The sequence below is a fragment of the Kitasatospora sp. NPDC051705 genome, assembly GCF_044453265.1.
Classification (GTDB): domain Bacteria; phylum Actinomycetota; class Actinomycetes; order Streptomycetales; family Streptomycetaceae; genus Kitasatospora.
Genome location: NZ_JBITCO010000022.1, coordinates 108,182 through 133,044 on the forward strand (window position 1 = coordinate 108,182; position 24,863 = coordinate 133,044).

Below are 24,863 nucleotides of genomic sequence, written 5' to 3' on the forward strand. Positions count from 1 at the left end.
GGCCCTACGGCCGCACCTCCCGGCGGTCCGCGTACTCCACCAGCTCGACCAGCAGGCCGGTGGCCGGGCCGAGGTGGACGAAGGCGATGCGCAGCCCGGGCCGGCCGCCCGGGCGGGGCTCGTCGTCGACCAGCACCGCGCCGCGGGCGCTCAGCGCAGCCAGTTCGGCGGTGATGTCGTCGACCTCGAAGGCCACGTGGTGCAGGCCCGGCCCGCTACGGGCCAGGTGGCCGGTGACCTGGCTGGCCGGGCCGGACGGGGTGACGATCTCGATCGCGGTCGGGTCGCCCGCGCGGCGCCAGAACTGGCAGGTGACGTCGTAGGTGGCGACCGCGTCGGTGGCGTCCGGGCTCATGGTGAGCATCCGCAGGCCGGTGGCCGCGGACCCGAGGTCCGCCGCCACCATCCCGACGTGGTCGATGCGGCGGATCACCGGTCCGCCAGCGCGGCGGTCACGAGGCCCCCGAGTCCGGCGACGTCGGCGACCGCGAAGTAGGTGCGCAGGTCGAGCTGGACCCCGAAGGCGTCCTCGACGTCGGTGAGCAGCCGCAGTGCGGCCAGGCTGGTCCAGTTCTCGAGCTGCTGGAAGCGCGAGGCCGGGGAGAGGCCGGGCAGCCCGGTGACCCGTTCGACGAGGCCGACGAGCGCGCCGGTGACGTCGGTGGTGCGGGTGGTGCCGGCGGTGCTGCCGGCCGTGCCGGTGGTTCCGGTGGTTCCGGTGGTTTCAGACATGGGAGGGCTCCCTTCCGTCCAGGACGATCCAGTCGGGTGCGGCCACGTCGGCCGCGGTGAGGTCGAGCGCGTAGCGGGTCGCGTCACCGGGGGCCGCGGGGCCGCCGATCGGGGTGAAGGACTCCAGCAGCGAGGCGGCCGGTCCGTTCCGGTCGCCGCGGCGGTAGTCGGCGTGCAGGGTGGTGGCGCCGCCGGCCCGGGCGAGGCCGGCCAGGTGGGCGAGGACGGCGTGCTCGACCCCGCGGGAGAAGACCCGGCAGCTCATCACGAAGTTCTCGACGAGCCAGGCGTCCGGCCCCGTGGCGATCCAGGCCGCGCCGACCAGCCCCTCGCGGCCGAACCGGTCCGCGACCTCGAAGCCGAGCAGCAGGTGGTCGGGCGAGGCGGCCGCCGCCCGGGTGCCGCGCTCGCCGTGCGCTCCCGGGTTGAGGTTGAACTGGTTTGTCCGGGCGGCGAGTTGGATGATCCTGGGCAGGTCGAACTCGTCGGCCGGGGTGACGGTGACCCGCAGTCCGAGGCCGGCCAGGTAGTCGTGGGCGGAGGCGAAGGACTCCGCGAACTCCTCCCGCTCGGCACGGGCCCGGTACAGGCCGGTGCGCTCCCGGTCGGTCGCGGTCGTCGTCAGCGCGCCGAAGAACTGCGGCTCCAGGACGGCCGCGAGGTGCCCCGCCGGATCCCCGCCCAGCCGGACCACCCGGGCCTCCGGGATCTCCCGGGCGACGAGGTCGCACTCGAACGGGCTGTCGTCGACGAAGACGACGCTGTCCAGGCCCAGGTTGAGGGTCTGCACGATCTGCCGGATGTTGTGGTCCTTGCGGCCCCAGTTGGCGGCCCTGGCCACGAAGTCGTCCGGCCGCAGCAGGAGTTCGGGGTGCGTGGCGAGCACCTCGTCCACCGCGGACCGCTCGTTCTTGCTGCACACGGCGAGCAGCACGCCCTGGCGCCGCAGCGCCAGCAGGCCGCGCTGCAGCTCGGTGTAGCAGTTCCCGGGGTAGCCGCCGCCGATCTGCAGGCCCTCGGGGCCGTCGTCCCCCAGGACGCCGCCCCACAGCGTGTTGTCGAGGTCGACCACGAGCAGCTTGCGGCCGAGGCCGGCCGCCGCCCGGCACAGCGCGGCGGCCTCCCGGGCGTACTCCGCCTCCACCCCGAAGGTCCAGGCCATGCCGGCGAAGCGGTGCAGCCGCTCGTCCCGCACCGGGCCGGGGTGGTCGACCAGCAGCGCCTCGAAGTCCAGGACGTGGACGGCCGGGTGGCGCCCGGCCAGCTCCAGCAGGCGGCGGTTGACGTCCCGCCAGGCCGCGCCCAGTCCGGCCCGGGCGGAGTAGCCGATCACGCGCCGCTGCCGGGAGCGGGCGAGGGGCACGGTGTGCAGCACCACGGCGCCGCCGGAGGACTCGGCGAAGCCGGTCACCGCCTGTTCCAGCATGGCCAGCCGCTCGCCGGCCGGACCGGTCAGCGTGGCGAGGTCGGACGGGTCCCAGTCGGCGGGAAGCAGCGCCTCGTCGTGCAGCAGGCACAGGGTGACGTCGGGGGCGAAGCGGGCCAGCTCGGAGCCCGGGTCGGTGAGCTGGACGAGCAGTTGGTCGTAGCCGCTGACGTGGATCTCCGGCGCGATGCCGGCCCGCAGCAGTTCGACCCGCAGCAGCGGTTCGACGTTCTCGGCGGTGAAGGTGGCGGCGATCGCGATCCGCAGCGGCCGTGGCGCCCGGCCGGGCGGCACGACCCGTTCCGGGGCGACACCGGCCAGCAGGCGGCCGGCGTCGCGCAGTGCCGTGGGCGCGCTCAGCGCGGCCAGGGCGGCGGGCAGCCCGGGGTCGGGCGGCGCGTCCTCGTCCCGGAGCGCGCGGATCCGGGCCAGGACGGTCTCGTCGGTGTCCATGTCGTCTCCGTCTCTCACACCTGGAGCAGCGTGCACACCCAGTGCATGCCGCTGCTCGTGCTGGTCAGGGCCACCAGGTCCCCGGTGGCGAGTTCGCCCGCGGCGAGCAGCCGGCGCAGCGTCACCAGCTGGTCGGCGCAGCCGATGTGGCCGTGGTCCAGGGCGGAGTCCACGTTGGTCCGCTCGACGGGGACGCCGAGGTCCCTGGCGAGGTCGGCGAGCTGCCGGCCGTTGTCGTTGAAGTGGATCACCCGGCGCAGGTCCCGGCGGTCGACGCCGGCCCTCGCGCAGGCCCGGTCGACGACCTCGCGGCCGCGGCTGCGGATCATCGACACGAACCGGTACATGGCGCGCACGTCGCCCCGGAAGAAGTCGTCCAGCCGGTCCTGCGGGTTGCGCACGCCCGGCTGCTCGGCGGCCCCGGCGCGGAACGGCTCGGCCGCGCCGCCGACGTCCATCCGCATGAAGTCCGCGTAGTCGCCGTCGGTGATGGTCTCGGTGGCCAGCCAGCGGCAGCCGCCGTGGTCGCGGCGGAGCACGGCCGCGGCCGCGCCGTCGGAGTAGACGCTGGTGTTGATCTCCATCCGGTTCCAGTACGGCTCGCAGACCCGGTTGGCGCCGATCAGCAGGGCCGTCCGGTAGTCCGGGTGGACGGCGAACCGGCCGGCGACCAGGTCGAAGGCGGCGACGCCGCCGCCGCAGGCCTGGTTGACCAGCACCGCCTCGGCCCGGCGCGCGCCGAGCCGGGCCTGGGTGGCGGCCGCCGGGTCCCAGTACAGGTACTCGGCGAGGTCGGCGACGGCCAGCACGACCAGGTCGACCTCCTCGGCGGCGACCCCGGCCTCGGCCAGGGCGCGTTCGCCGGCCTCGACGGCGAGGTCGGTGAGGCCGGTCCCGTCGGGCGCGCGGTGGAAGGAGCGGTAGCCCCAGCCGCGGATCCGGTCCAGGTCGGCGGTGTACGAGGGCGCCAGCTCGGCGACGGAGCAGGCCTCGGGCAGCGACTCGCCGAGGGCGACGACGCCGAAGCGCACGCCGGCCGCCGCCGGTCCGGCCGCCGGTGCGGGGGCGTCCCAGGTCAGGGCGTGCAGCCGGGCCGACTGCCCGGCGCCGGTGCCGCCGGTCCCGGGCAGCGCCCGCAGGAAGGCCACCGCGGCGCCGTTGTGCCCGGTCTCCCGGTAGCGGAACACCACGTCGGCGCCCTCGGCCCGGCGGACCACCTCGCCCAGCACCTCGTCCTCGACGCGCCGGCCGAGCACCGGGCAGGAGAGCGAGAACAGGTCGACCGTGCACACGCCGTCGGCGCGGCGCAGCCCGACGGCGCCGCTGAGGCCGTAGTCGCCGAACCGGTCGCGCACCGACACGGCCAGCAGCTCCCCGGCGTACCCGGCGAGGTCCTCCGCGTCCTGCTCGTTGCCGAGGGTGAAGTCCTTGGCGCGGGCGACCACTTCGGCCACCGCGTCCAGCTGCCCGGCCACCGGCCGGACGTCCACGACCACCTGGAGGCCGGCCACGAACCCCTCCAGCGACACGGCCGCGGACCCGGCCCCCGAGGCCGCCACCGACCCGGCCGCCGAGCCCGCCACCGGCTCCTCCGGCCCCAGCGGCTCCGGGACCGGCGGCACGGCCGGCGGTGCCGGGCGGTCGAACAGCCCGGCCGCGGCCAGCGTGCCGGCCCAGCCGTCGGGCTGCTCGCCGAGCAGCACCGACGCCCCCGGGCGCAGGCCGGCGTCCGTCGTCACCAGCGCCACCGCCCGCACCGGCAGGTCGAGGGCCGCGGCGACCCCGGCCAGCCGCTCGTCGATCGGCCCGGGGCCGATCACGGCCGCGTCCACCGCGGCGACGAGCTCCGGGCACTCCTTGGCGAGCGCCGGCCAGACGGCCTCGTCGGTGGCGCACAGGCCCACCCGGGTGCCGGCGCGGCGCAGCGCCCGCAGCGGGCCGCGCAGGGCCGCGGCCGCCCCGCCGGACAGCCCGTCCGCGTCGAGCGCGACGGCGCGCACGCCGGCACCGAAGCGGCCGATCAGCAGCCGGGCGATCCGGGCGCCGAGCCGGGCGAACAGCTCCTCCGTGTAGGGCACCTTCGCGAGCCGGAACATCGTGGGGTGGTGCGCCTGCCCGGCCCCGACCTCCCGGACGGCGTCCTCGGCGTCGGCGACCAGCACGCCGGGCAGGGCAGCCAGCCGGGCCCGGACGGCCTCCCTGGCCCGGGTGGCCAGGGCGGTGCTCCCGGTCGGCGAGCCGGCGTCGCCGATCCCGAGGTCCGGTTCGTCCGGCAGCGCGGGCAGCACCAGGACGACGGTGCCCGCCCAGCGCTCGGCGGCGGTGCGGGCGGCGTCGGCGACGGCCAGCAGGTCCGTCGTCCACCGCGGTCCGGCCGGGCCGAGCTCCTCGAAGCGGGGCGCCAGGATCAGCACGTCCGGTTCGCCGGCGGCCGTCTCCCCCCGGTCGTCCAGGCACTGGCGGACGATCTGGTCGAACGGGCCGACCCGGAACCGGGCCGGCAGCCCCGCCTCGTGCAGCGGCACGCCGAGGTAGGGCAGCAGCTGGTCGACGGTGTAGCTGGCGAGCAGGCCGATCCGCAGCACCGGGGCCGGGCCGGTGCGGGACAGCTCCCGCCAGGCGGTGCGGATGCGGTACGGGGTGGGCGCGGTCATGCCGGCACCCCCTTGGCGCGCAGCACCGTGCGCAGCCGGCCGATGGTCGGCACGTTTCTCACTTCCTCGTAGGCGAAGGAGACCCGGTAGACCTCCTCGAGCGTCACCACCAGCTGGAGGTGGCGCAGGCTGGTCCACTCGGGCAGGGTGGCGGGGCCGTCCTCGTCGGTGACGGCCGCCGGGTCGAGGTCGAGGACCTCGGCGACGAGCGCGTGCAGGCGGGCGGGTTCGGCGGCGGCGGTCACGGCGCCACCGCCAGGTCCGCGCCGTCCCCGGCCGGGCCGCCGGCCGGTTCGAGCGCGGGCTCCGCCGCGGCGTCCGGCAGGACGCTCTCGATGCGCCGGATGCTGGGCATCAGGAACGCCCCGAGCGCGAGCACGGTGCCGGCCACGCCGATGCCGACGAAGACCAGGCCGATGCCGCCGGCCTGCCCGGTGCCGACCAGGCCGCCGAAGATCCGCGCGCCCTGCGCCCCCGGCTCCATCCACGGGCCGAGGACGTGGTCGACGAGCGGTCCGGCCACCAGGGTGGCGATCGGGATGGACAGCTCCTCGACGAACTGCCGGGCCGCGAACACCCGGCCCTGGACGTGCGGTTCGACCTTCTCCTGCCAGACCGTGTTGGTGTAGCCGTCGATGATCGGGATGCACAGGTGCACGACGATCAGGGCGACGCCGAGGAACAGCACCAGGTCGGTGATGCCGTACAGGATCCGGCCGACGACGCTGAACGCGACGGTGGCCCAGAGCACGAACATCATCTTGTCCCGCGGGGACTTCAGCGCCGCCACCAGGACGGTGCCCGCGATGCCGCCGATGGCCCCGGTGGACAGCACCAGCGCCAGCGAGTCCGCGCTGTCCCCGGTCCTGGCCAGCACCATGGGCCGCAGCAGCAGGTAGCCGGTCGAGGCGAGCACGTTGATGACGACCAGGAAGGCCTCCAGGTTGCGCAGCGGTCTGCTGCGCAGGATGTAGCGGAAGCCGAACTGGCAGTCCTGCCAGAAGGTCGACGCGGCGCCGTCGGGCCGGTCCGGGGTGGCCGGGAGGGCCACCAGCAGCACGGTGCCGATGGCGAAGGCGTAGGAGAGGGTGTCCACCAGCAGGATCGTGCTGATGCTGGTGACGGTGAGCAGCAGGGCGGCCAGCAGCGGGGCGAACAGCTCGGGGGTCGAACGCACCGCGAACATCATCGCGTTGGCCCGGGCGTAGTTCCCGCGCTCCATCATCAGGGTGATGGTGGCCTGGAACACCGGCACCTGGAACGCGACGAACGCGCCGGTGACGAAGTTGACCAGGTAGAGCGGCCACATGCTGGTCGACCCGCTCAGGAACAGGATCAGCAGCGCCCCGGTGGCGACCGCCGAGCCGAGCTCGGAGATCATCATCGTCACCCGGCGGTTCCAGCGGTCGATGAACGCGCCGGCGACCGGGCTGAAGAGCACCGTCGAGGCGAAGGCGAAGAAGAGGCTCAGGGTGAACTGGGTGGTGCTGCCGGTTCGGTCCCAGATCCAGACGCTGACCGCGAAGTTGGTCATCCGCGTGCCGACGACGGACAGGAACTGACCGCACCACAGCACGGCGAATGCCGCGAATCCGGTTGGACGTCGCATGGTCGTGCAGGTCCTTCCACTGGTGTTGGTCGGAGGGCTCAGCCGGTCGGGCCGATCAGGCCGACCAGGCGGGCGCGGAGCTCGTCGAGGAACTCCCGCGCCGTCCCGGCCGCGTAGACGGTGGTGGCGTAGCCGACGTCGAGCCGGAGCCGGCCGCCGACGATCACGCCGCCGACGTCCAGGTCGTAGGGCCAGCGGCCGACGCCGTCGTCGGTCTCGCCGTAGGGGGCGTCACAGACCTCGAACAGGTCGTCGGCCCGGGCGACCTCGTCGAACCCGAAGTTGCCCATGTAGTTGACGGCGATCCGGGGCTGGACGAGTGCGGCCAGCCGCGCGCGGACCTCCCGGTCCGGCCCGGCGAAGCGCAGGACGCCGTAGCCGATGCCGTTGTTGGGCACCCGCGCCAGCTGCCGGGCGACGGCCGCCGCCCGGGCTCCCGGGTCGGCGGTCTCCGGCAGCCGCAGGAGCGCGGGGTACATCACCTGGAACCACCCGGTGGTCCGGTTCAGGTCGACGTCGGCGAAGAGGTGCTCGCGCCCGTGCCCGGTGGTGGCGAGCAGGCACTCGTCCGTCCCGGCGCGGGCGGCGGCCGCCTCGGCGACGCTCCACACGAGCAGGTCGCGGACGTTGACCCGCAGCCGGCGGACCGCCTCGTGCAGGCCGTCGGTCTGCTCGGTGGTCAGGGTGGTGCTGGTCATCGCGCCGGCGGCGAGCGTGGTGACGCCGTCGGGGTGGTCCGGCGGCGGCAGGGTGGCCGCCGCCGAGGTCTGCGCCAGCCAGTGCGGCAGTTCGCCGCTCAGGTCGTGCGCGGACAGCCGGCGGGCCCAGGTGCTGTACGCGGTGGTCCGGGCGGGCAGCCGCGGCGGCTCGCCGTTCGCGAGCCGGGTGCACAGGGTCCGCAGGTCGCCGAGCAGCAGGTCGCGGGAGATCGCGTCCACGACCAGGTGGTGGGCGATGATCAGCAGGCGGTCCGGGCGGTCCGGGCCGGTCGCGAAGTGCAGCACCCGGCAGGTCGGCCCTTCGGTGAGGTCGAGGGTGCGCTGCGCCGCGGCGGCCAGCGCGAGCATCGCCTCGTCCTGCTCCGAGGGGGCGGCCGCGGACAGGTCGTGGCTCGCGAAGGGGACGGCGTCGGCCGGATCGGCGTGGTGCTGGCGCAGCGTGCCGTCCTCCGTGCGGCGGAACCGCAGCCGCAGCGAACCGTGGTGGTCGGCGAGCAGCCGCACCGCCTCCCGCAGGTGCTCCACCGCGACCGGCCGCAGCAGGTCGAGGTAGTACGGGTGGTTGAACCAGGAGGGCTCGGCCATCGTGGTGGCGACCGACTCGAACCACCAGAGCTGGGCCGGCGTCAGCGGCACCTCGCCCTCGGCGACCTCGTGCCCGGTGGTGGGCGCCGCGGCGTCCAGGTCCAGTTCGGCGATGGTGCGGCGCTCGGTGAGCTGCCGGGCGGACAGCCGGATGCCGGCCTCCGCCGCGTGGAAGGCCACGGTGATGGCCAGCAGGGAGTCCCCGCCGAGCTCGTAGAAGTCGTCGTGGATGCCGACCTCGCCCAGGTGCAGGACCTCGGCCCAGATCGCGGCCAGGGCCCGCTCCCGTTCGGTGCGCGGGGCGGCCGCGGTGCGCCGGGCCGGGCGGCGCGCTCCCGTGCGGACGGCGTCGGCGACGTCCTCGGCCGTGGCCAGCCCGGTGGCGATGTCGGCGAGCAGCTCGGGCGGCAGGGGCGGGAGCGGCGACGGGCCTCCCGACGGGCCCTGCGCCAGGCCCGGTGTCAGGCCCTGCGACGGGCCCTGCCCCAAGCCCGGCGACAGCCGTTGCGACGGCCGCCCCGAGGGGCCGGGGAAGGGTGCGTCGAGCGGCCACAGGTGCGCCGGGGCCACCGCCGGGTCCAGCAGCACGGCGCCCTCCGGGGCCCCGCCCACCCGTACGGCGCCGACGGCGACCAGCGCGTCCAGCTCCGGCAGCGACGGCGGCGCCGTCAGCACCACCTCCCGGCCGTGGCCGAGCTGTTCGCGCAGCAGCGGGACGAGCTCCGGCCCGAAGGCGCAGGGGTCGGCCGCCACCGTGTCCACCGGCCGGTGCCGCTGCCGGCCGGCCAGCCGGGCGACGACCGTGCCGAGCACCGTCTCGAAGGCTGCGGAGTAGGGCAGGCCGTCCCGTCCCGGGTGGGGTGCGCCGAGGCCGTAGCGGCGGGCCCAGCGGTCCATCGTCAGCACGTGCACGCCAGGCAGGGTCGCGGCGAAGGCGGTGAGCCGGTCGGACAGGCCGCCGAACACCCCGGCCCAGCGGTCGTCGGCGTAGGCCGCCGAGGCGGGGCAGAGGCCGAGCACCAGCTCGCCGTCCGTCCGGTCCCGGTGGGCGCCGACCGCCGCCGCGAGCTCCGCCAGCGCCCGTTCCAGGGCGGCGACGCCGGCCGGCAGGGCCGGGGCGCCGTCGGGCCGGGCGGGGGTGCCGGGCAGCAGGTCCTCCCAGCGCAGCAGCAGCACGTCCAGCCCGTTCGCCCGGAACGGCCCGTCGGGGTCGAGCAGCGGCCGGCGCACCTGGCCCGGCGGCGCCGCGGACACCTCCAGGGCGGGTTCGCCGAGCAGCCCGGACCAGAAGCCGAGGGTCGCCCCGAGCTCCCCGGTGGGGAAGGAGGAGGCCACGCCGATCCGCTGGACGGGCCGGTCGGCGGCCGGCTGGCGGTCCGTGGCGATCACCGTGTCCGGCGCGGCGACCAGGTCGGCCAGCAGCTCGCCGAACCGGGCGACCACCGCCTCCGCGCGCCCGTGGCTGAACAGCTCGGCCGAGTAGGTGAAGTCGGCCTCCAGCCGGTCGCCCTGCCAGTCCACGGTGAACAGCACGTCGAAGTCCGCACCGGCCGGGCCGGCCGGCAGCGGCTCCACGGTGAGGCCGGGCAGCGTCGGCGGCTCGTCCGGGGCGTCGGCGTAGTTGAGCACGCAGCGCAGGGGGTGCCGGGAGGAGTCGCGGGGCAGCCGCAGCGCCTCCATGATCTTCGGGAAGGGCAGGCGCTGGTGCGCCTGGGCGTCCTTGACGCCCGCGTGCAGACGGCGGACCAGCCGGCGGAACGCCGGGTCGCCGGAGAGGTCCAGACGCAGCGGCAGGAGGTCGGCGAAGCAGCCGACCACGCCCTGCAGTTCGGCCCGGTCCCGGCCGGTCGTCGGCATCCCGATGACCAGGTCGCTCCGGCCGGACTCGCGCTGCAGGAGCACCGCGAACACCGTGAGCAGCACGCTGTACGGGGTGACGCCCTCGGCCCTGGCCAGGTCGCGCACGGCCGTGCCGAGCTCGGCCGGGAACAGCCGCCCGGCCCGCCCGGCGACGCCCTCCTCCGTGCCGTCCGCTCCGGCGGCCCCGGTGCCCGCGGACCCGGGCGGGACGTCGCCGGGCAGTTCCACCGGGGCCGGCGCGCCGCGCAGCCGCTCCCGCCAGAACGCCGTGTGGGTCTCGACCTCCGGCCCGGCCAGCCACCGCTGCTGGTCGTGGGCGAAGTCGCCGAACTGCAGCACGGGCTCCGGCAGCGGGGACGGCCGCCCCGCGGTGTACGCGCCGTAGAGCACCGACAGCTCGTCCAGCAGGATCCCCCAGGAGGTGCTGTCGCAGACGATGTGGTGCATCCCGATCAGCAGCCGGTGCTCCTCCGGCGCGGTGCGCAGCAGCTCGACCCGCACCAGGGGGCCGTCGGCGAGCGAGTACGGGTGCGCCGCGAGCCGCTCGATCCGCTCGGCGACGGCCCGCTCCCGGTCGCCGCCGGCCGGGCCGGTCAGGTCGACCGGCTCGCACCAGACCGGCAGCCGGGGGTGGACCACCGGCACCGGCAGGCCGCGGTGCTCGGTGAACGTGGTGCGCAGCGCCTCGTGCCGGCGCACCACCTCCTCGACCGCCCGCTCCAGCGCCGCGACGTCCAGCGGGCCGTGCAGCGTCATCGCGGACATCGTGTTGTGCCGGGCGTCCTCGCTGTCCAGCCGGCTGGTCGCCCAGAGGCGCTGCTGGATCGAGGAGGCGACGGGCTGCGCCCCGGGCGGCGCGGGCTCCAGTACCTCCGCCGCCGCGCCCTCGGCGGCGTCGAGCACCGCGCCCAGCCCGGCCAGGGTCGGGTGGGTGAACAGGGAGTACAGCGACACCTCCCGGCCGAACTCGCGGCGCAGCCGGGAGAGCAACTGGGTGGCCAGCAGGGAGTGCCCGCCGAGCGCGAAGAAGTCCGAGTCGGCGCCGACCTCGGCGACCCGCAGGACCTCCCGCCAGATCTGCGCCAGCCTGACCTCGGTGGGCGTGCCCGGCTCACGGCCGGGCGCCGCGCCGTCGCCGGCCCGCACCGCGCGCGGGGCCACCCGGGCGGCCGCCTCGGCCGGGTCGTCCAGCAGGGCGGCCGCGCAGGCGGCCCGCTCGGGCTCGGGCTCCGGGGCCGGCAGCCGCCGCGCGACCAGCCCGGCCAGCGCGGCGAAGTACTCGGGCGGGTAGGGGATGTGGCCGATCCGGTCGGTCACCGGGTCGTGCGGCACCGGGTACGGGTGCTCCTCGGCCCAGTCGACGGACACCCCGGGCACCGCGTGCCGCAGTGCGGCCAGCCGGTCGTCCAGCCGGGCGAACAGGCCGCTCCAGCCGCGTTCGGCGGCGGCCGGGGAGGCGGGGCAGCGCAGCAGGACCAGCGGTGCGCCGGTGCGGCGGCGGTAGCCCGCGACGGCGGCCTCGAAGTCCCGCATGGCCGCGTCCAGCACCGCGGCCGGATCGGCGTCCCCGGCGGACCGGCGCAGCCAGTCCTCCCAGCGCAGCAGACCGACGGTGGCGGCCGCGTCGTCCGGGGTCAGCAGGTGCTGGACGAGCTGGCCGTAGGGCGCGAGCCGGACGTCGGCGGGGGCCTGCCGCAGGTCCAGCCAGAGCCGCAGCGGGTCGGCGATCAGGTCGGCGGTGAAGGTGGCGCCGACGGCGACGGTGGCGCGGGCCGTCGAGGGCAGGGCGTGCAGCGGCTCGTCGGCCGCCCGCACCATGTCCGCCAGCACGGCGGCCACCCGTTCGGCGAGGCGCTCGACGGTGCCGGCGAGGTAGAGGTCGGCGTTGTAGTCGACGACCAGTTCGTCCCGGCCCGCCCGCCGGGACAGCGTCACGAACAGGTCGAAGTCGGTGAGCCGGTTGTCCACCGGCAGCGGGGAGAACCGCACGCCCGCCGCGGAGAGCTCGGCGGCGCCGGCGTCGGTGACGGTGAACAGCACCTGGAACAGCGGGTTGATGCCGGGGTCGCGGGGCGGCGCGACCTCCTCGACCACCCGCGCGTAGGGCACGTCCTGGTGCCGGTAGGCCTCGCCGGTCGTCCGGTGGGCGCGGCGGACGGCCTCGCGCACGGAGGGATCGCCGGACAGGTCGATCCGCAGCACCAGCATGTTGGCGAAGGAGCCGATCAGCGGCTCCAGTTCGACCCGCGGCCGCCCGGCGGCGGGGGTGCCGAGGACGAGGTCGCGGTGGCCGGTGTGCTGCGACAGCGCAGCGCCGAACCCGGCGAGGGCGACGGCGTTGAAGGTGACCCCGGCCTCCCGGGCCAGTGCGGTCATCGCCGCGGTCAGCTCGGCCGGGAAGGCCCGGACGTGCCGGCCGCCGCGGTGCGTCTGCACCGGCGGGCGGCGGCGGTCCGGGCGCGGCGTGCTGGTGAGCGGGGCGTCGGCCAGCCGCTCCCGCCAGTACGCCAGGTGCTCCTCCAGGGCGGCGAGCGCGGCCGGTTCGCGCTGGCCGCGGGCGTGGTCGGCGAAGCCGGTGCGCAGCACCGGCAGGTCCACCGGCGTGCCCTCGGCGAACCGGCGGTAGTGCTCGACCAGTTCGGTGGCGAAGACGTCGCCGGACCACGCGTCGTAGACGATGTGGTGGACGGTCACCAGCAGCCGGTGCCGGTCGTCGGCCAGGGCCAGCAGGCAGGCGGCGAGCTGGGGGCCGCGGGTCAGGTCGAAGGCGACCAGGCCGTGTTCGGCGGCGGTCCGGTCGGCCCGCGCCGCGCGCTCCTCGGCGGGCAGCCCCCGCAGGTCCACCACCGGCAGCGGGACCTCGGCCGCGGGCAGGACGTACTGGTGGGGCCCGTCGTCGTCCTCGGCGAAGACCAGGCGCAGCGCCTCCTGCCGGGCCACCACGGCGTTCAGGGCGGCGGCGAGCGCGTCCCGGTCCAGCGGCCCGTCCAGCTCCAGGGCGAACGGCACGTTGTAGACGGCGGTGCCCGGGTCCATCCGGTCGAGGAACCAGAGCTGTTCCTGGGTGAACGACAGCGGCAACCGCTCCGGGCGCCGTTCGCGCCCGGCCAGCCGCAACCGCAGCAGCTCCCGCTGGTCCGGTGTCAGGTCGGCGAGTTGCGCCGACACGTCCTGTGCCATCGGTCCGTACCCCTTCCTCTTCCCTGTCGTGTCAGCGGGCGCCGAGCGGGCGCATGTCGGTCCAGACGCGTTCGACGTGCTCCAGGCAGTCCGCCCGGGTGCCGCGGTACCCGGCGTCGCGCCAGCCCGGCGCGTCCTCCCGGTCGGCGGGCCAGATCGAGTACTGCTCCTCGTCGTTGACGACGACCCGGTAGTGCTGGTCCCCGGTCACGGCCGGTCCTCCCTCGGTGTCCCGCCCGGGGCCTGGCCGCCGAGCTCCTGTCTGACCTGTGCGGGCGTCATCGCCCGGATCTCGGCGAGCAGCCCGGCCAGGCCGTCCGGCTGCTCCGGCGCTGCGGGCTCCTGCGCGGCGGAGTCCGGCACGCCGGGTTCGTCCGCCACCGGGTCCGGCCCGGCGGGCCGGCGCGGCGGGTCCTGCACGGCGGGCTCCTGCGGCCCGTCCCGCCCGGCCAGGAGCGTGGTGACGGTGGCCGTCAGGCCGCCGAGGGTGGGTGTGTCGAACAGCGCGCCGACCGGCAGGTCGACGCCGAGCGCCTCACGGATCCGGGCGACCACCTTGGTGCCCAGCAGCGAGTGCCCGCCGAGACCGAAGAAGTCCTGGTCCGGGCCGATCTCGGGGATGCCGAGCAGGTCGCTCCAGATCCGCCGGACGACCTCCTCCGGGGTCCCGGCCGGCCCGGGTGCGGCGGCCGGCTCCGCGGTCCGCGGCGCGGCCGCGCCGGGCTGCTCGACCCAGTGCCGCTCCCGCTCGAAGGGGTAGGTCGGCAGCGGCACCCGGCGGCGGCGCTCGGGCGGCCCGCCCCCGTGCAGGTCGACGTCGACCCCGGCCAGCCACAGCCGGCCCGTCGCGGCGGCCATCGCCAGCCGTTCGCCGCCCTGTTCTCTCGGCCCGGGCAGCGAGGGCGTGCTCCGCCCCCCGCCGGCCCGGTGCTGACGCACCAGGGTGGTCAGGGCGGCGCCGGGGCCGACCTCCAGCAGCGCGGACGGCCCGGCGAGCAGCCGCCGGACGCAGGCGTCGAACCGGACGGGCTCGCGCAACTGCCGCGCCCAGTAGGCCGGATCGGCGGCGTCGGCGGCGGACAGCGGCTCCCCGTCGAGGCCGGAGAGCACCGGGAAGCGCGGGGCCCGCGCCTCGAACCGGCCGACGAACTCCGCGAACTCGCCCAGCACCGGCTCCATCATCGCCGAGTGGAAGGCATGCGAGGTGCGCAGCTCCCGGCAGTCGAGGCCCTCGGCGCGCAGCTTCGCGGCGAGTTCGGCGACCGGCCCCGGTGCACCCGAGGCGACGGAGAGGGCCGGCGCGTTGGCCGCGGCCAGCTCCACCCCCTGCGGCAGCCGGGCCGCCAACTCGGCGGCCGGCAGCGGCACGGAGAGCATCGCGCCGGGCGGCAGCGACTGCATCAGCCGCCCCCGGGCGGCCACGATCGCCAGCGCGTCCGGCAGCCGGAACACCCCGGCCAGGCAGGCCGCCGCGTACTCGCCGACGCTGTGGCCGGCGGCCGCCGCGGGCCGCACACCGCGGTGCTCCCAGAGCCTGGCCAGCGCGTACTCGACGGCGAACAGCGCCGGCTGGGTGATCCGGGTCTGCCGCAGCAGGTCGTCGTCGGGGGCCCGGTGGAGGACGTCGCGCAGGTCGAGGCCGAGCAGCGGGGCGAGCGTGTCGGCGCACCGGTCCAGCTCTTCGCGGAAGACCGGCTCCGTCCGGTAGAGCTCCTCGCCCATGCCCGCGTGCTGCGCGCCCTGGCCCGGGAAGAGGAAGGCGACCGTGCCGTCCGTGTCCTCGCCGTCGGCCGTGTCCAGGGCCGCCGGGCGGGAGAGCGCGTCGACGGCCTCCCCGGTGCTCCGGCAGGCCAGCGCGAGCCGGTGCTCGAACCGGCGCCGGGTGCGGCTCAGGGTGTGCGCCACGTCGGCGAGTTCGAGGTCCGCCCCGGCCCCGGCCAGGTGGGCGCGCAGCTCCTCCCGGGCCCGGTCCAGCGCCGGCGCCGTCCTGGCCGACAGCACCAGCACGTGCTCGGTGCGGGCCGTGGGGAGCACCGCGGGCTCCGGCGGCTGCTCGACGACGACGTGGGCGTTGGTGCCGCCGATCCCGAAGGAGCTGACGCCGGCCCGCCGGGGCGGTCCCACCACCGGCCACGGCGCCGGCGCGGTGCCGACGAGGAAGGAGGCGTCCCCGGCCAGGTCGGGGTGGGCGGTGGCGAAGTACGGGCTGGGCGGGACGACGCCGTGCCGCACGGCGAGGCAGGCCTTGATCAGGCCGGTGACCCCGGCCGCGACGTCCAGGTGCCCGGTGACGGCCTTGACCGAGCCGAGCGCGCGCCGCCCCCCGGAGGAGCCGAACACCTCGCGCAGGGCCGCGAGTTCGACCTGGTCGCCGAGGTCGGTGCCGGTGCCGTGCGCCTCGACGTACCCGATCGTCGCCGGGTCCACGGCGGCCGCCAGATGGGCGGTGCGCACCACGTCCACCTGGCCCTCGACGCTCGGCGCGGTGTAGCCGACCTTGGCGCGGCCGTCGTTGTTCACCGCGGAGCCCTTCAGCACGGCGTGGACGGTGTCGCCGTCGGCGAGCGCGTCCGCGAGGCGCCGCAGCACGACCACCGCGACCCCGCTGCCGCCGACCGTCCCGGTGGCCGACGCGTCGAACGGGCGGCACACCCCGTCGCGGGCCATGATGCCGCCGGCCTCGTACCGGTAGCCGGCCCGCAGCGGCAGCCGCACGTGCGCGGCCCCCGCCAGCGCCACGTCGCACTCCCCCGCGAGCAGGGCCTGCCCGGCCAGGTGCACCGCGACCAGCGAGGAGGAGCACGCCGTCTGGACGGCCATCGCCGGGCCGCGCAGACCGAGGTGGTAGGCGGCCCGGGTGGCCACCGCGTCCTTGTCGTTGGCCACCGACATCTCGTACTCCGAACCGACGGCCTCCCCCGCGGGCAGCAGGTGGTGGAGCAGGTAGCCGCTCATCCCGGTGGCCCCGTAGACCCCGACGGCGAGCTCGTCGACGTCGGCGACGTGCCCGGCCGACTCCAGCGCCTGCCACGCGCACTCCAGGAACACCCGCTGCTGCGGGTCGATCAGCCGGGCGTCGTGCGGCGAGTAGCCGAAGAAGCCCGCGTCGAAGCGGTCCGCGCCGTCCAGGACGCCGAACACCGGCACGTAGTCCGGGCGCCCGTACTCCGCGGCGGGCACCGAGCCGGCCAGCTCCTCCGGCGTGAACCGGCTGGTCGTCGGGCGGCCGTCCAGCAGCGCCCGCCACAGGGCCGTCACGTCCTCGGCGCCGGGGAAGCGGCCGGCCAGCCCGACGACGGCGATGTCCAGTCCACCGTCCTCGGTCATGACTCCCCCTCCCCCGCGTGCAGCCGCCGGGTGCGGGCCGCCAGGGCCCGCCGTCCGGGGGCGGTGGTCGTGGCGGTGGCGGCAGTGCTGGCAGTGGCGGCCGCGGCCGGACGGGCGGGCGCGGCGGTGTCCCGCCCGGTGCCCCCGTCGGCGTCGAGGAAGCGGGCCAGCCGCGCGACGGACGGGTAGCGGAACAGGTCGACCGCGGCGAGCCGCACGCCGAGCGCCTCCCGCAGCCCGGTGTGGACCTTCACCACCAGCATCGAGTTCCCTCCCAGGTCGAAGAAGTTGTCGTCGGCGCCGACCCGGTCCAGGCCGAGCACGGCCCGCCAGACCGCGGCCACGGCCGTCTCGGTGGCCCCCCGCGGCGCCCGGTACGGGGTGCCGAGCCGGGGCCGGGCGGTCGTCGGCACGGGCAGTGCGCGGTGGTCGAGCTTGCCGTTCGGGGTCGTCGGCAGGTCCGGGACGACCACGAACGCCTCCGGCACCAGGTAGTCCGGCAGGCTGCGCAGCAGGGTTTCGCGCAGGGAGTCGGCGCCGGGCGCACCGGCGCCGTCCGGCACCAGGTAGCCGACCAGCCGCCGGCGCCCCGGCTCGTCCTCCCGGACGACCACCGCGCACCGGGCGACCCCGGGGCACTCCCGCAACCGCGCCTCGGCCTCGCCGGGCTCGACCCGGTTGCCGCGGATCTTCACCTGTCCGTCGCGGCGGCCGAGGATGTCCAGGGTGCCGTCGTCACGCCAGCGGGCGAGGTCCCCGGATCGGTAGAGCCGGGCACCGCCGCCCGCGAACGGGTCCGGCAGGAAGGCCGCGGCGGTGAGCCCCGGGCGCCCGAGGTAGCCGCGCCCGACCCCGGCCCCGCCGAGGTACAGCTCCCCGACCACGCCGATCGGCACCGGTCGCAGCGCGTCGTCCAGCACGTGGATCCGGGTGCCGGTCAGCGGCCGGCCGATCGGCACCGTCGGACCGCCCCGGTAGCGGCCGCCGGTGACCATCACCGAGGCCTCGGTCGGGCCGTAGGTGTTGTGGAAGGCGCGTCCGGCGCGCCACGCCTCGGCGACGTCCACCGGGCAGGCCTCGCCGCCGACGGTCAGCACCCGCAGGTCGGGCAGCTCCGCCGGGTCCATCGCCTGCAGGGCGATCGGCGGGACGTCGACCATCGTGATGCGCCGCTCCCGCAGGGTGCGGGCGAGGTCGGGGCCCGGCATCCGCTCCGCGCGCGGCGCGAGGTGCAGTTCGGCGCCGGCGCACAGGGCGGTGAGCAGGTCGGAGACGGCCGCGTCGAAGCCGGGCGCGTGGAAGGCGAGCACCCGGTCGTCCGGTCCGATCGCCAGCAGGTCGCGGATCGCGTCGGCCAGGTTGGTCAGTCCGCGGTGCGTGCTGACCACGCCCTTGGGGCGGCCGGTCGACCCGGAGGTGTAGATCAGGTAGGCGGCCTGGTCCGGGCGCAGGGTGACGGCGGGTCGGGACGCGGCGGGCTGCGGGTCGCGCGCACCGTCGCGGGCCGGGCCGGACTCCGGGCCGGATGTCAGCACGGTCGGTCCTTCGGGCAGCAGCGCGAACGTGCCGGGCTCGGCGAGGACCAGCGCGGTGCCGGAGTCCTCGACCAGGTACCGGAGCCGCTCGGCCGGCAGGTCGGGATCGAGCGGGACGTACACCGCGCCCGCCGCCAGGATCCCCAGGAACGCCGCCACGGCGTCCGGCCCGGGCCGCAGGCACACCCCGACCGGCGTCTCGTCGACGGCTCCGGCGGCGCGCACCGCGGCGGCGATCCGCTCGGCCCGGGCGCGGAGTTCGCCGTAGCTGAGCCGCTCGCGGGTGCCGTGGCCGTCGGTTCCCTCCCGGCCGGGTCCGTCGCCTCCCGGGGTGCCGGGCCCCGGGCGGCCGCCGTGGACCACGGCGATCCGCTCCGCCGGGACGGCGGCGATCAGCTCGGTGACCGGACGCCAGGGCGCCACCGGCGGCCGGGTCCCGCTCCAGGCGTCGACGGTCCGCCGCTCCTGCGCCGTCAGCAGCGGGAGGTCCTCGATCCTGCGGTCCGGGTCGGCGAGCGCCGCCGTCAGCAGGGTGCGCACGTGCCCGACGATCCGGGCCGCGGTGGCGGCGGTGAACAGCGAGGTGCGGTACTCCAGCCGGCCCGCGATGCCGTCCGGCCCCGGCGTCAGGGTCAGGGTGAGGTCGAACATCGCCGTGCCGGTGGGCAGTTCGACGCCGTGCACGGTGACGCCCGGCAGCCGCAGGCGTTCCGCCCAGCCGCTCTCCATCGCGAACATCACCTGCGCGAGCGGTGTGCTACCCGGGTCCCGCTCCACCCGCAGCCTGTCCACCAGGGAGTCGAACGGCAGCTCCTGGTGGGCGAGCGCGGCGAGCGTGGTCCCGCGGACCCGCTCCAGCAGGCCGCGGAAGGTGAGCGTGCCCGGCACCGCGGCCCGGAGCGCGACGGTGTTGGCGAACAGCCCGACGGCACCCTCGGCCGCCAGCGTCGTCCGCCCGGCGACGGGCGTCGCCACCACGAAGTCCGGTCCGCCGTAGCGCGACAGGACGGCCTGCCAGGCCGCGAGCAGCACCATGTACGGCGTGCCGGCCACCTCGGCGGCCAACCCGGCCGTACCGTGGGCGAGTTCGGCTGGCCAGTCGAAGGACAGCTCGGCGCCGGACTCGTCCAGCACCGGCGGCCGCGGCAGGTCCGTCGGGAGGCCGATCGCGGCCGGCGCCCCGTCGAGGTGCCGGCGCCAGAACTCCACCAGCTCCTCGGCCTCCGACTCGGCCGCCACGTCGACGTGCCGTGGCGCCGGCCCCGGGAGCGCGCCGCCGTAGGCGCGGGAGAGGTCGTCGAAGAGCAGGCCCATGCTCCAGCCGTCGCAGACGATGTGGTGCAGCTCCAGGTGCAGCACCCGGCGCTCCGCTCCGTCCTGGACCAGCGTCGCCCGCACCGGCGGTGCGGCGGCCAGGTCGAACGGCCCACCCTCGTGGTCGGCGCCGAGCCGCAGCCGTGCGCCCTCCGGCGCCCGCGGGAGCACCCACTGCCACGGTTCGCCGTCGATCTCCAGGAACACCGTGCGCAGCGCCTGGTGACGGGCCAGCACCCGGTCGAAGGCCTCGACCAGGGCGTCCTCGTCGAGCGGGCCCGCCAGCTCGAAGCGGAAGTGCACCTGGCACATCGGGCTGCCCGGCCAGAGCCGGTCGTGCAGCCACATCCGGCGCTGGGCGGCGGTCAGCGGGTGCAGGTCGTACTGTGCGCGCTCCTGCCGCAGCCTGCGCAGGAAGGCGGTCCTGCGGTCGTCCGGCAGCGCGCGCAGCCGGTCGAGCGGGTCGGGCGCGGTCATCGGATCGTCTCCTCGGCTCGCGGGCGGCCGGCACGCACGGACACGGGGGCCGCCGCGGCCTCCGGGCCCCCGGGCTCGGGGCCGACGGGATCCAGGCCCTCGAACTCCGCCAGGAGGTCGGCCACGTCGCGCTGCGCTCCCTCCACCGCGGGGGTGGCCTCGGCTGCGGCCTCGGCGGCGACCGGGCCCGCGGGGCCCCGCGGCGGCGTCAGCGCGGCCACGGCCGCGGCGAGCGAGGCGACCGTGGGGTGGTCGAAGACCAGGTGCAGCGGCACCTCCACCCCGGTGGCGGCGGACAGCCGGGAGCGCACCCGGGCCGCGGCCAGCGAGTTGCCGCCCAGGTCGAAGAAGTCGGCGTCCACCCCGTGGACCGGGACCCCGAGCGACTCGCGCCAGATGGCCAGCAGCTCCCGCTCGGCCGGCGTCGCCCCGGTGTCCGGGTCCGCGTCGGACCTCCCGTCGTCGCCCCCGTCGGCGGACGGGACCCGCAGAGCGGCCAGGTCGACCTTGCCGTTGGCGTTCAACGGCAGGCGCGGCAGCACCACGAACACCGCGGGCACCAGGTACCCGGGCAGCCGCCCGGCCAGTCCGGCCCGCACGTCCGCCGGGCCGACGCCGTCCAGGACGACGTGGGCGACCAGCCGCAGGCCACCGTGCGGGTCCCGGTCGGCCGACACCACGACCTCGACCACACCGGGCAGCCCCCGCAGCACCTCCTCGACCTCCGCCGGCTCCACCCGGTGCCCGCGCACCTTCACCTGCCGGTCCACCCGCCCCAGGAACTCCAGGGCGCCGTCCGCCCGCCTCCGGGCCAGGTCGCCCGTGCGGTACATGCGCGCGCCGGGCTCCGCCGCGAACGGGTCCGGCAGGAACCGCCGGGCCGTCAGCCCCGGCCGCCCGAGGTAGCCGCGGGCCACACCGTCCCCGCCGAGGAACAGCTCCCCCGGGGTTCCGGCGGGCACCGGCCGCAGGTCCTCGTCCAGCAGGTACGCGGCGCTGTTGGCGGCCGGCCGGCCGATCGGCACCGTCCGGTCCGCGCCGGTCACGTCCCCGCAGCGGTGGGCCGTGGCGTAGGTGGTGATCTCGGTGGGGCCGTAGAGGTTGACCAGTTCGGTGTCCGGGCAGTGCGCGGCCACCCTCGCCAGGGTGCGGGCGTCGGCCTGTTCCCCGCCGAAGGAGAGGCTGCGCAGCCCGCGGAACACCGCCGGGTCCTCCGCCGCCACCTGCCGCAGCAGCGCGGTGGGCAGGAAGAGCACGTCCACGCCGTGCGCGGCCAGCGCGCCGCGCAGCCGTTCGGCCACCAGCACGTCGTCCCTGGCCAGCCCGACCAGCCGGGCCCCGTTGAGCAGGGCGCCCCAGGTCTCCAGCGTGGCCGCGTCGAACGAGATGGTGGCCGCCTGCGCCGCGGTGTCCGTACGCCGGACCTCGATCGAGTCCGCGCTGCGCACCAGCCGGACGATGTTCCGGTGGGTGACGGCGACGCCCTTCGGCCCGCCCGTCGAGCCGGAGGTGTACATGATGTACGCGAGGGACTGCGGGCCGACCCGGACGTCCGGCCGGGTGGCGGGTTCGGCCGCCAGGTCCGGCGCGTCGACGTCGATCCGCCGCCCGGGCAGGTCGACGTCGTGCCGGCGGGTGCTCAGCACGACGTCGACCCCCGCGTCCCGCGCCATGTACGCCAGCCGCTCGGCCGGGTACTCCGGGTCCAGCGGCACGTAGCAGGCGCCGGCCTTCAGCGCGGCCAGCGCGCCGACGACCCAGTTCTCGTCGCGGACGGCCAGACCGACCCTCGCCTCGGCACCGGCCCCGTTGCGGAGCAGGTGGTGCGCGAGGCGGTTCGCCCGCTCGTCCAGCTGCCGGTACGTCAGCGCCGCCTCGCCGTAGCGCAGCGCCGGCGCGTCCGGCGTCCCGTCCGCCCAGTCCTCCAGCAGTCCGTGCACGGTGCGGTCGCCCGGGTAGGGCGACACGCTCGCCGTGGTCCGGTCGGACCGCTCCTGATCACGCCGGTCGCTCACCGTCGTTCCTCCCTGTCGAGGTGGTGCGCGGCCAGTCTCGCCAGGGGGCTTTCCGGTTTTCTTCAGGGGCGGTTCAGGCAGTCTTCGAGCGGCCTTCGAGTGGCCTTCGAGTCTCCTTCGAGTCGCCTTCCGGCGGGCCTGGAACGGCTGGTCACGGCCCTGACGGCCGACCGCAGGACGCCGGGGAGAACGGTGGGGAGAACGGTGGGGAGAGGTACCGGGAGAGGGTGGGGAGAGGGGTGGGAGCGGTACCGGGGGGCGGGTTTCGAGGGCCCGCCGGCCGGCCCGGGGAGAGCTCCGCGTCAGGCGGGTTCCGGCGCCCACTCGTGCGGTGCGGCCGGGGCGACGCCGATCTCCTGCATGCAGCGGGCGTAGAAGCGGTAGCGCCGCCGCGCCTCCCCGTGCCGGCCGGCACCCCGCAGGACCCTGACGAGCTCCATGTGCGCCTCCTCGTCGTAGGAGTCGCAGCGCAGGATCCGCAGCAGGCACGAGACCCGCTGGTCGACGTCGGAGGAGCGCGTCACCCGGGCGCGCAGGACGCTGACGTAGGCCGTCTGGGCCTCGTCGCGCAGCTCCTGCGTCCAGTCGGTGTACGGGTCGTCGGGCATGAACTCACCGACGTACAGGGCCTCGGCCGCCACCAGCAGCTCGTCGGCGGCGGCGTCACCGTGCCGGTGCGCCGCGCACGCGTCGGAGGCGGCGATCAGGAAGCGCTCCACGTCCACGTGCACCAGGTCGAGGTTGACCGCGACCGCCGAGCGGTCGGCGTCGATCAGGCTGGCGTGCTGGATCCGCCGGTCCGGGTCCAGCACCCTTCGCAGCGTGGAGAGTTGGACCGACAGACGGCTGCCGCCCGCGGCCGGGGACTGGCCGGGCCAGAGCAGTTCCATCAGCCTCGAACGCGGCACCGGGCGGCCGCGGGCCGAGACCAGGATCTTCAGCAGGTCGCGGGCCTTCTTCGACTGCCACTCGTTCGGGGCGATGCCGGATCCGGCCCGCAGCACCCGGAACCCGCCGAGGCAGAGCACGGCGATCAGCGGCGTCCGCCGGGCCACGACCGTGAGCGCGTCCGCCACCCCGGGGGCCAGCGACACCCCCCGGTGACGCAGGGTCTCCTCCTCGGAGCGGGCCGTCCGGCTCCCCGTCGCGCCGCGCTCGGCCGCCGCCACCGTCCGCACCCGCGCCTCACCCGGGCGGTCCCCGACCGCGCGGTATCCCAGCCTGGCCTGCTCGAACAGGGCGGCGGCGGCCCGCGGATCCACCGCGACCAGGCCCAACAGCTCCATGGCCTCGGCGCCGGTCGCGGGCTGCTCCCGCCGCTCGGCGATCAGCCTCGCCTCCTCGCCGTCCGCCATCGCCGTACCGGTGTCCCCGCAGACCAGCGCCACCCAGGCCCGGGCCAGCAGTGCGGCGGCCCGCCCCGCGCCGTCCGCACCGGCCACGGCCGACTGGACGTGCTGCCGGGCCAGCACCGGATCGTCGGCGACGACCACCCGGCCGAGCTCGCCGTGGATCGCGGCGTCCAGCGCCCGGGCCGCGGGCCCGGGCGGCAGCTCCTTGGCCGCCGCCTCCAGCGCCGCCCTGGCCTGCCCGAAGTCCCGTCTTCGGCGGTGCACCGCCCCGAGGACGAGCAGGCCGTAGGCCTCGTCGTGCCGGACTCCCGTGGTCTCGCGCAGTCTTGCGGCATGCACGGCGTCCACCAGCGCGTCGTCGAGCCGGCCCGCCCGGGACTTCGCGTCCGCACCGACGCTCAGCGCGAACGGTTCCAGGCCGAGGTGCCCGCCCGTCCGGCACAACCGGACCCCGACCTCCGCCTCCGTGAGGGCCACGCCGAACTCCTCGCGGTCGATGGCGTGCCGGGCGCGGTACAGACTGGTCATCAGCCCCAGCAGTGCCGGGTGGCCGGACGGCGCGAGGTCCAGTGCTAATCGACGGTGCTCGTCGCCGAGCGCCTCGTCGCCCGTGTGGCCGGCGTGCAGGGCCATCGCCCGGTGCCCGGCCGCCCGGCTCGCGGCGTCCAGACCGCGGCCCTCCGCGACCGCGCGGCGCGCGCAGGCCGCACTGCGGTCCACGTCGCCCCAGCTGCGGTACCAGACCGAAGCCAGGCAGGCCAGTTGCACCCGGTCGCGCACCGCGAGACCCTCGTCCCGGACGGTGCCCAGGACGGCGACCGCCTCGGCCAGCCCGCTGGTCGCGTAGGCGGTGAGTACCGCCCGCAGGCCGGACGGTGCCCCGTCGGGTGCGGGGACTCCCCCGATGCCGGACACTCCCTGGTCGACCACGGGGTCACCGTTGCCGGCGAGCAGGAGTTCCGCGGCCACACGGTCGCCTGACGCGACGTATCTGCCCAGGTTCACGTCGATCCTCCGAATGAAGTCGTTCGCGGACATTTCATTCTGTGTACGCAGCACCTGACCGAGGGGGCCGACGGACGGGTCGGCCTCGGCTCGCCAGGTGGATCGTTTTCCTCAAGTGCGGCGGATCAGCCGGCACGAGGGACAGGGGGATGCCGATTCGACTTCGATTTCGATGAACATCGACATGTGCAGATGCCCTCTCCGGCCCCCCGTTGCGGACACCGGCAATCCGGCAGTCCGCGACCGCACGCTTCGGCAACTCGCTCCGGGAGATTATGTGAACGTTCTGCGCACAGCCAGGGTTCGGCACTGTGACGTGGGTCATACCGCCTCGTGGCGGCGCTGTCGGCCACTGCCGTCCGGGCAGGGAGGCTGATCGTTCTCCGTCGATTCCGGCCGTCCCGACCTCCGGCCGGCAGCCCGCGCGGCTTGATCGACTTGATCGTCATGATCAGGCCGATCTGCTACGGCCCGTCCGGCGGCGCTGATCGCAGAGGGAAAAACCCGGAAACGCAAAGAACCCCTGATCCGGAACGGATCAGGGGTTCTTCGTGAATGATTGTTCGGCGGCGTCCTACTCTCCCACAGGGTCCCCCCTGCAGTACCATCGGCGCTGTGAG

Annotated in this window: 12 protein-coding genes; all 12 read right to left on the reverse strand. The window is 76.2% G+C overall.

The window, feature by feature from the left end:
* Positions 1-4: 4 nt before the first annotated feature.
* The gene (locus tag ACIA8Q_RS25095) at positions 5-433 is read right to left on the reverse strand and encodes a VOC family protein (protein ID WP_396317711.1); all 429 of its coding nucleotides are present in this window, start codon (positions 431-433) and stop codon (positions 5-7) included.
* Positions 430-732, reverse strand: a complete 303-nt coding sequence (locus ACIA8Q_RS25100) for an acyl carrier protein (protein WP_396317712.1) — start codon at positions 730-732, stop codon at positions 430-432. The genes ACIA8Q_RS25095 and ACIA8Q_RS25100 overlap by 4 nt, the downstream gene beginning before the upstream one ends.
* The gene (locus ACIA8Q_RS25105; RefSeq protein WP_387905448.1) at positions 725-2,611 is read right to left on the reverse strand and encodes an HAD-IIIC family phosphatase; all 1,887 of its coding nucleotides are present in this window, start codon (positions 2,609-2,611) and stop codon (positions 725-727) included. Before ACIA8Q_RS25105 ends, ACIA8Q_RS25100 begins: the two co-directional genes overlap by 8 nt.
* Positions 2,612-2,625: 14 nt before the next feature.
* Positions 2,626-5,265 carry a 3-oxoacyl-[acyl-carrier-protein] synthase III C-terminal domain-containing protein gene (locus ACIA8Q_RS25110; RefSeq protein WP_387905446.1) on the reverse strand — a complete coding sequence of 880 codons (2,640 nt, stop codon included), beginning with the start codon at positions 5,263-5,265 and terminating at the stop codon, positions 2,626-2,628.
* Entirely contained in the window at positions 5,262-5,510 is a 249-nt protein-coding gene (locus ACIA8Q_RS25115; RefSeq protein WP_360209559.1) for an acyl carrier protein, read from the reverse strand. Before ACIA8Q_RS25115 ends, ACIA8Q_RS25110 begins: the two co-directional genes overlap by 4 nt.
* Positions 5,507-6,874: an MFS transporter gene (locus ACIA8Q_RS25120; protein WP_360209556.1), complete on the reverse strand. Its 1,368-nt coding sequence runs from the start codon at positions 6,872-6,874 to the stop codon at positions 5,507-5,509. The genes ACIA8Q_RS25115 and ACIA8Q_RS25120 overlap by 4 nt, the downstream gene beginning before the upstream one ends.
* 38 nt (positions 6,875-6,912) lie before the next feature.
* Entirely contained in the window at positions 6,913-13,218 is a 6,306-nt protein-coding gene (locus tag ACIA8Q_RS25125; RefSeq protein ID WP_396317713.1) for a condensation domain-containing protein, read from the reverse strand.
* 31 nt (positions 13,219-13,249) lie between these two features.
* Positions 13,250-13,429, reverse strand: coding sequence for an MbtH family protein (locus ACIA8Q_RS25130; RefSeq protein ID WP_360209550.1), 180 nt, complete (start codon positions 13,427-13,429; stop codon positions 13,250-13,252).
* Positions 13,426-16,545 carry a type I polyketide synthase gene (locus ACIA8Q_RS25135; protein ID WP_396317714.1) on the reverse strand — a complete coding sequence of 1,040 codons (3,120 nt, stop codon included), beginning with the start codon at positions 16,543-16,545 and terminating at the stop codon, positions 13,426-13,428. The genes ACIA8Q_RS25130 and ACIA8Q_RS25135 overlap by 4 nt, the downstream gene beginning before the upstream one ends.
* A complete protein-coding gene (locus tag ACIA8Q_RS25140) occupies positions 16,542-19,871 on the reverse strand; it encodes an amino acid adenylation domain-containing protein (RefSeq protein ID WP_396317715.1) in 3,330 nt (1,109 codons plus the stop codon). Before ACIA8Q_RS25140 ends, ACIA8Q_RS25135 begins: the two co-directional genes overlap by 4 nt.
* Positions 19,868-21,886 (reverse strand): non-ribosomal peptide synthetase, encoded by a 2,019-nt coding sequence (locus tag ACIA8Q_RS25145; protein ID WP_360209542.1) that lies wholly within the window; start codon positions 21,884-21,886, stop codon positions 19,868-19,870. Before ACIA8Q_RS25145 ends, ACIA8Q_RS25140 begins: the two co-directional genes overlap by 4 nt.
* Before the next feature lie 302 nt (positions 21,887-22,188).
* On the reverse strand, positions 22,189-24,276 hold the full coding sequence (locus ACIA8Q_RS25150) for a winged helix-turn-helix domain-containing protein (protein WP_396317716.1): 2,088 nt from the start codon (positions 24,274-24,276) through the stop codon (positions 22,189-22,191).
* Positions 24,277-24,863: the final 587 nt, after the last annotated feature.

Excerpts from the sequence above, each read along its gene's own strand:
- ACIA8Q_RS25100 (WP_396317712.1), bottom strand. The coding sequence starts at position 732 with ATGTCTGAAACCACCGGAACCACCGGAACCACCGGCACGGCCGGCAGC.
- ACIA8Q_RS25105 (WP_387905448.1), bottom strand. The coding sequence starts at position 2,611 with ATGGACACCGACGAGACCGTCCTGGCCCGGATCCGCGCGCTCCGGGAC.
- ACIA8Q_RS25110 (WP_387905446.1), bottom strand. The coding sequence starts at position 5,265 with ATGACCGCGCCCACCCCGTACCGCATCCGCACCGCCTGGCGGGAGCTG.
- ACIA8Q_RS25120 (WP_360209556.1), bottom strand. The coding sequence starts at position 6,874 with ATGCGACGTCCAACCGGATTCGCGGCATTCGCCGTGCTGTGGTGCGGT.
- ACIA8Q_RS25125 (WP_396317713.1), bottom strand. The coding sequence starts at position 13,218 with ATGGCACAGGACGTGTCGGCGCAACTCGCCGACCTGACACCGGACCAG.
- ACIA8Q_RS25135 (WP_396317714.1), bottom strand. The coding sequence starts at position 16,545 with ATGACCGAGGACGGTGGACTGGACATCGCCGTCGTCGGGCTGGCCGGC.
- ACIA8Q_RS25140 (WP_396317715.1), bottom strand. The coding sequence starts at position 19,871 with ATGACCGCGCCCGACCCGCTCGACCGGCTGCGCGCGCTGCCGGACGAC.
- ACIA8Q_RS25150 (WP_396317716.1), bottom strand. The coding sequence starts at position 24,276 with ATGTCCGCGAACGACTTCATTCGGAGGATCGACGTGAACCTGGGCAGA.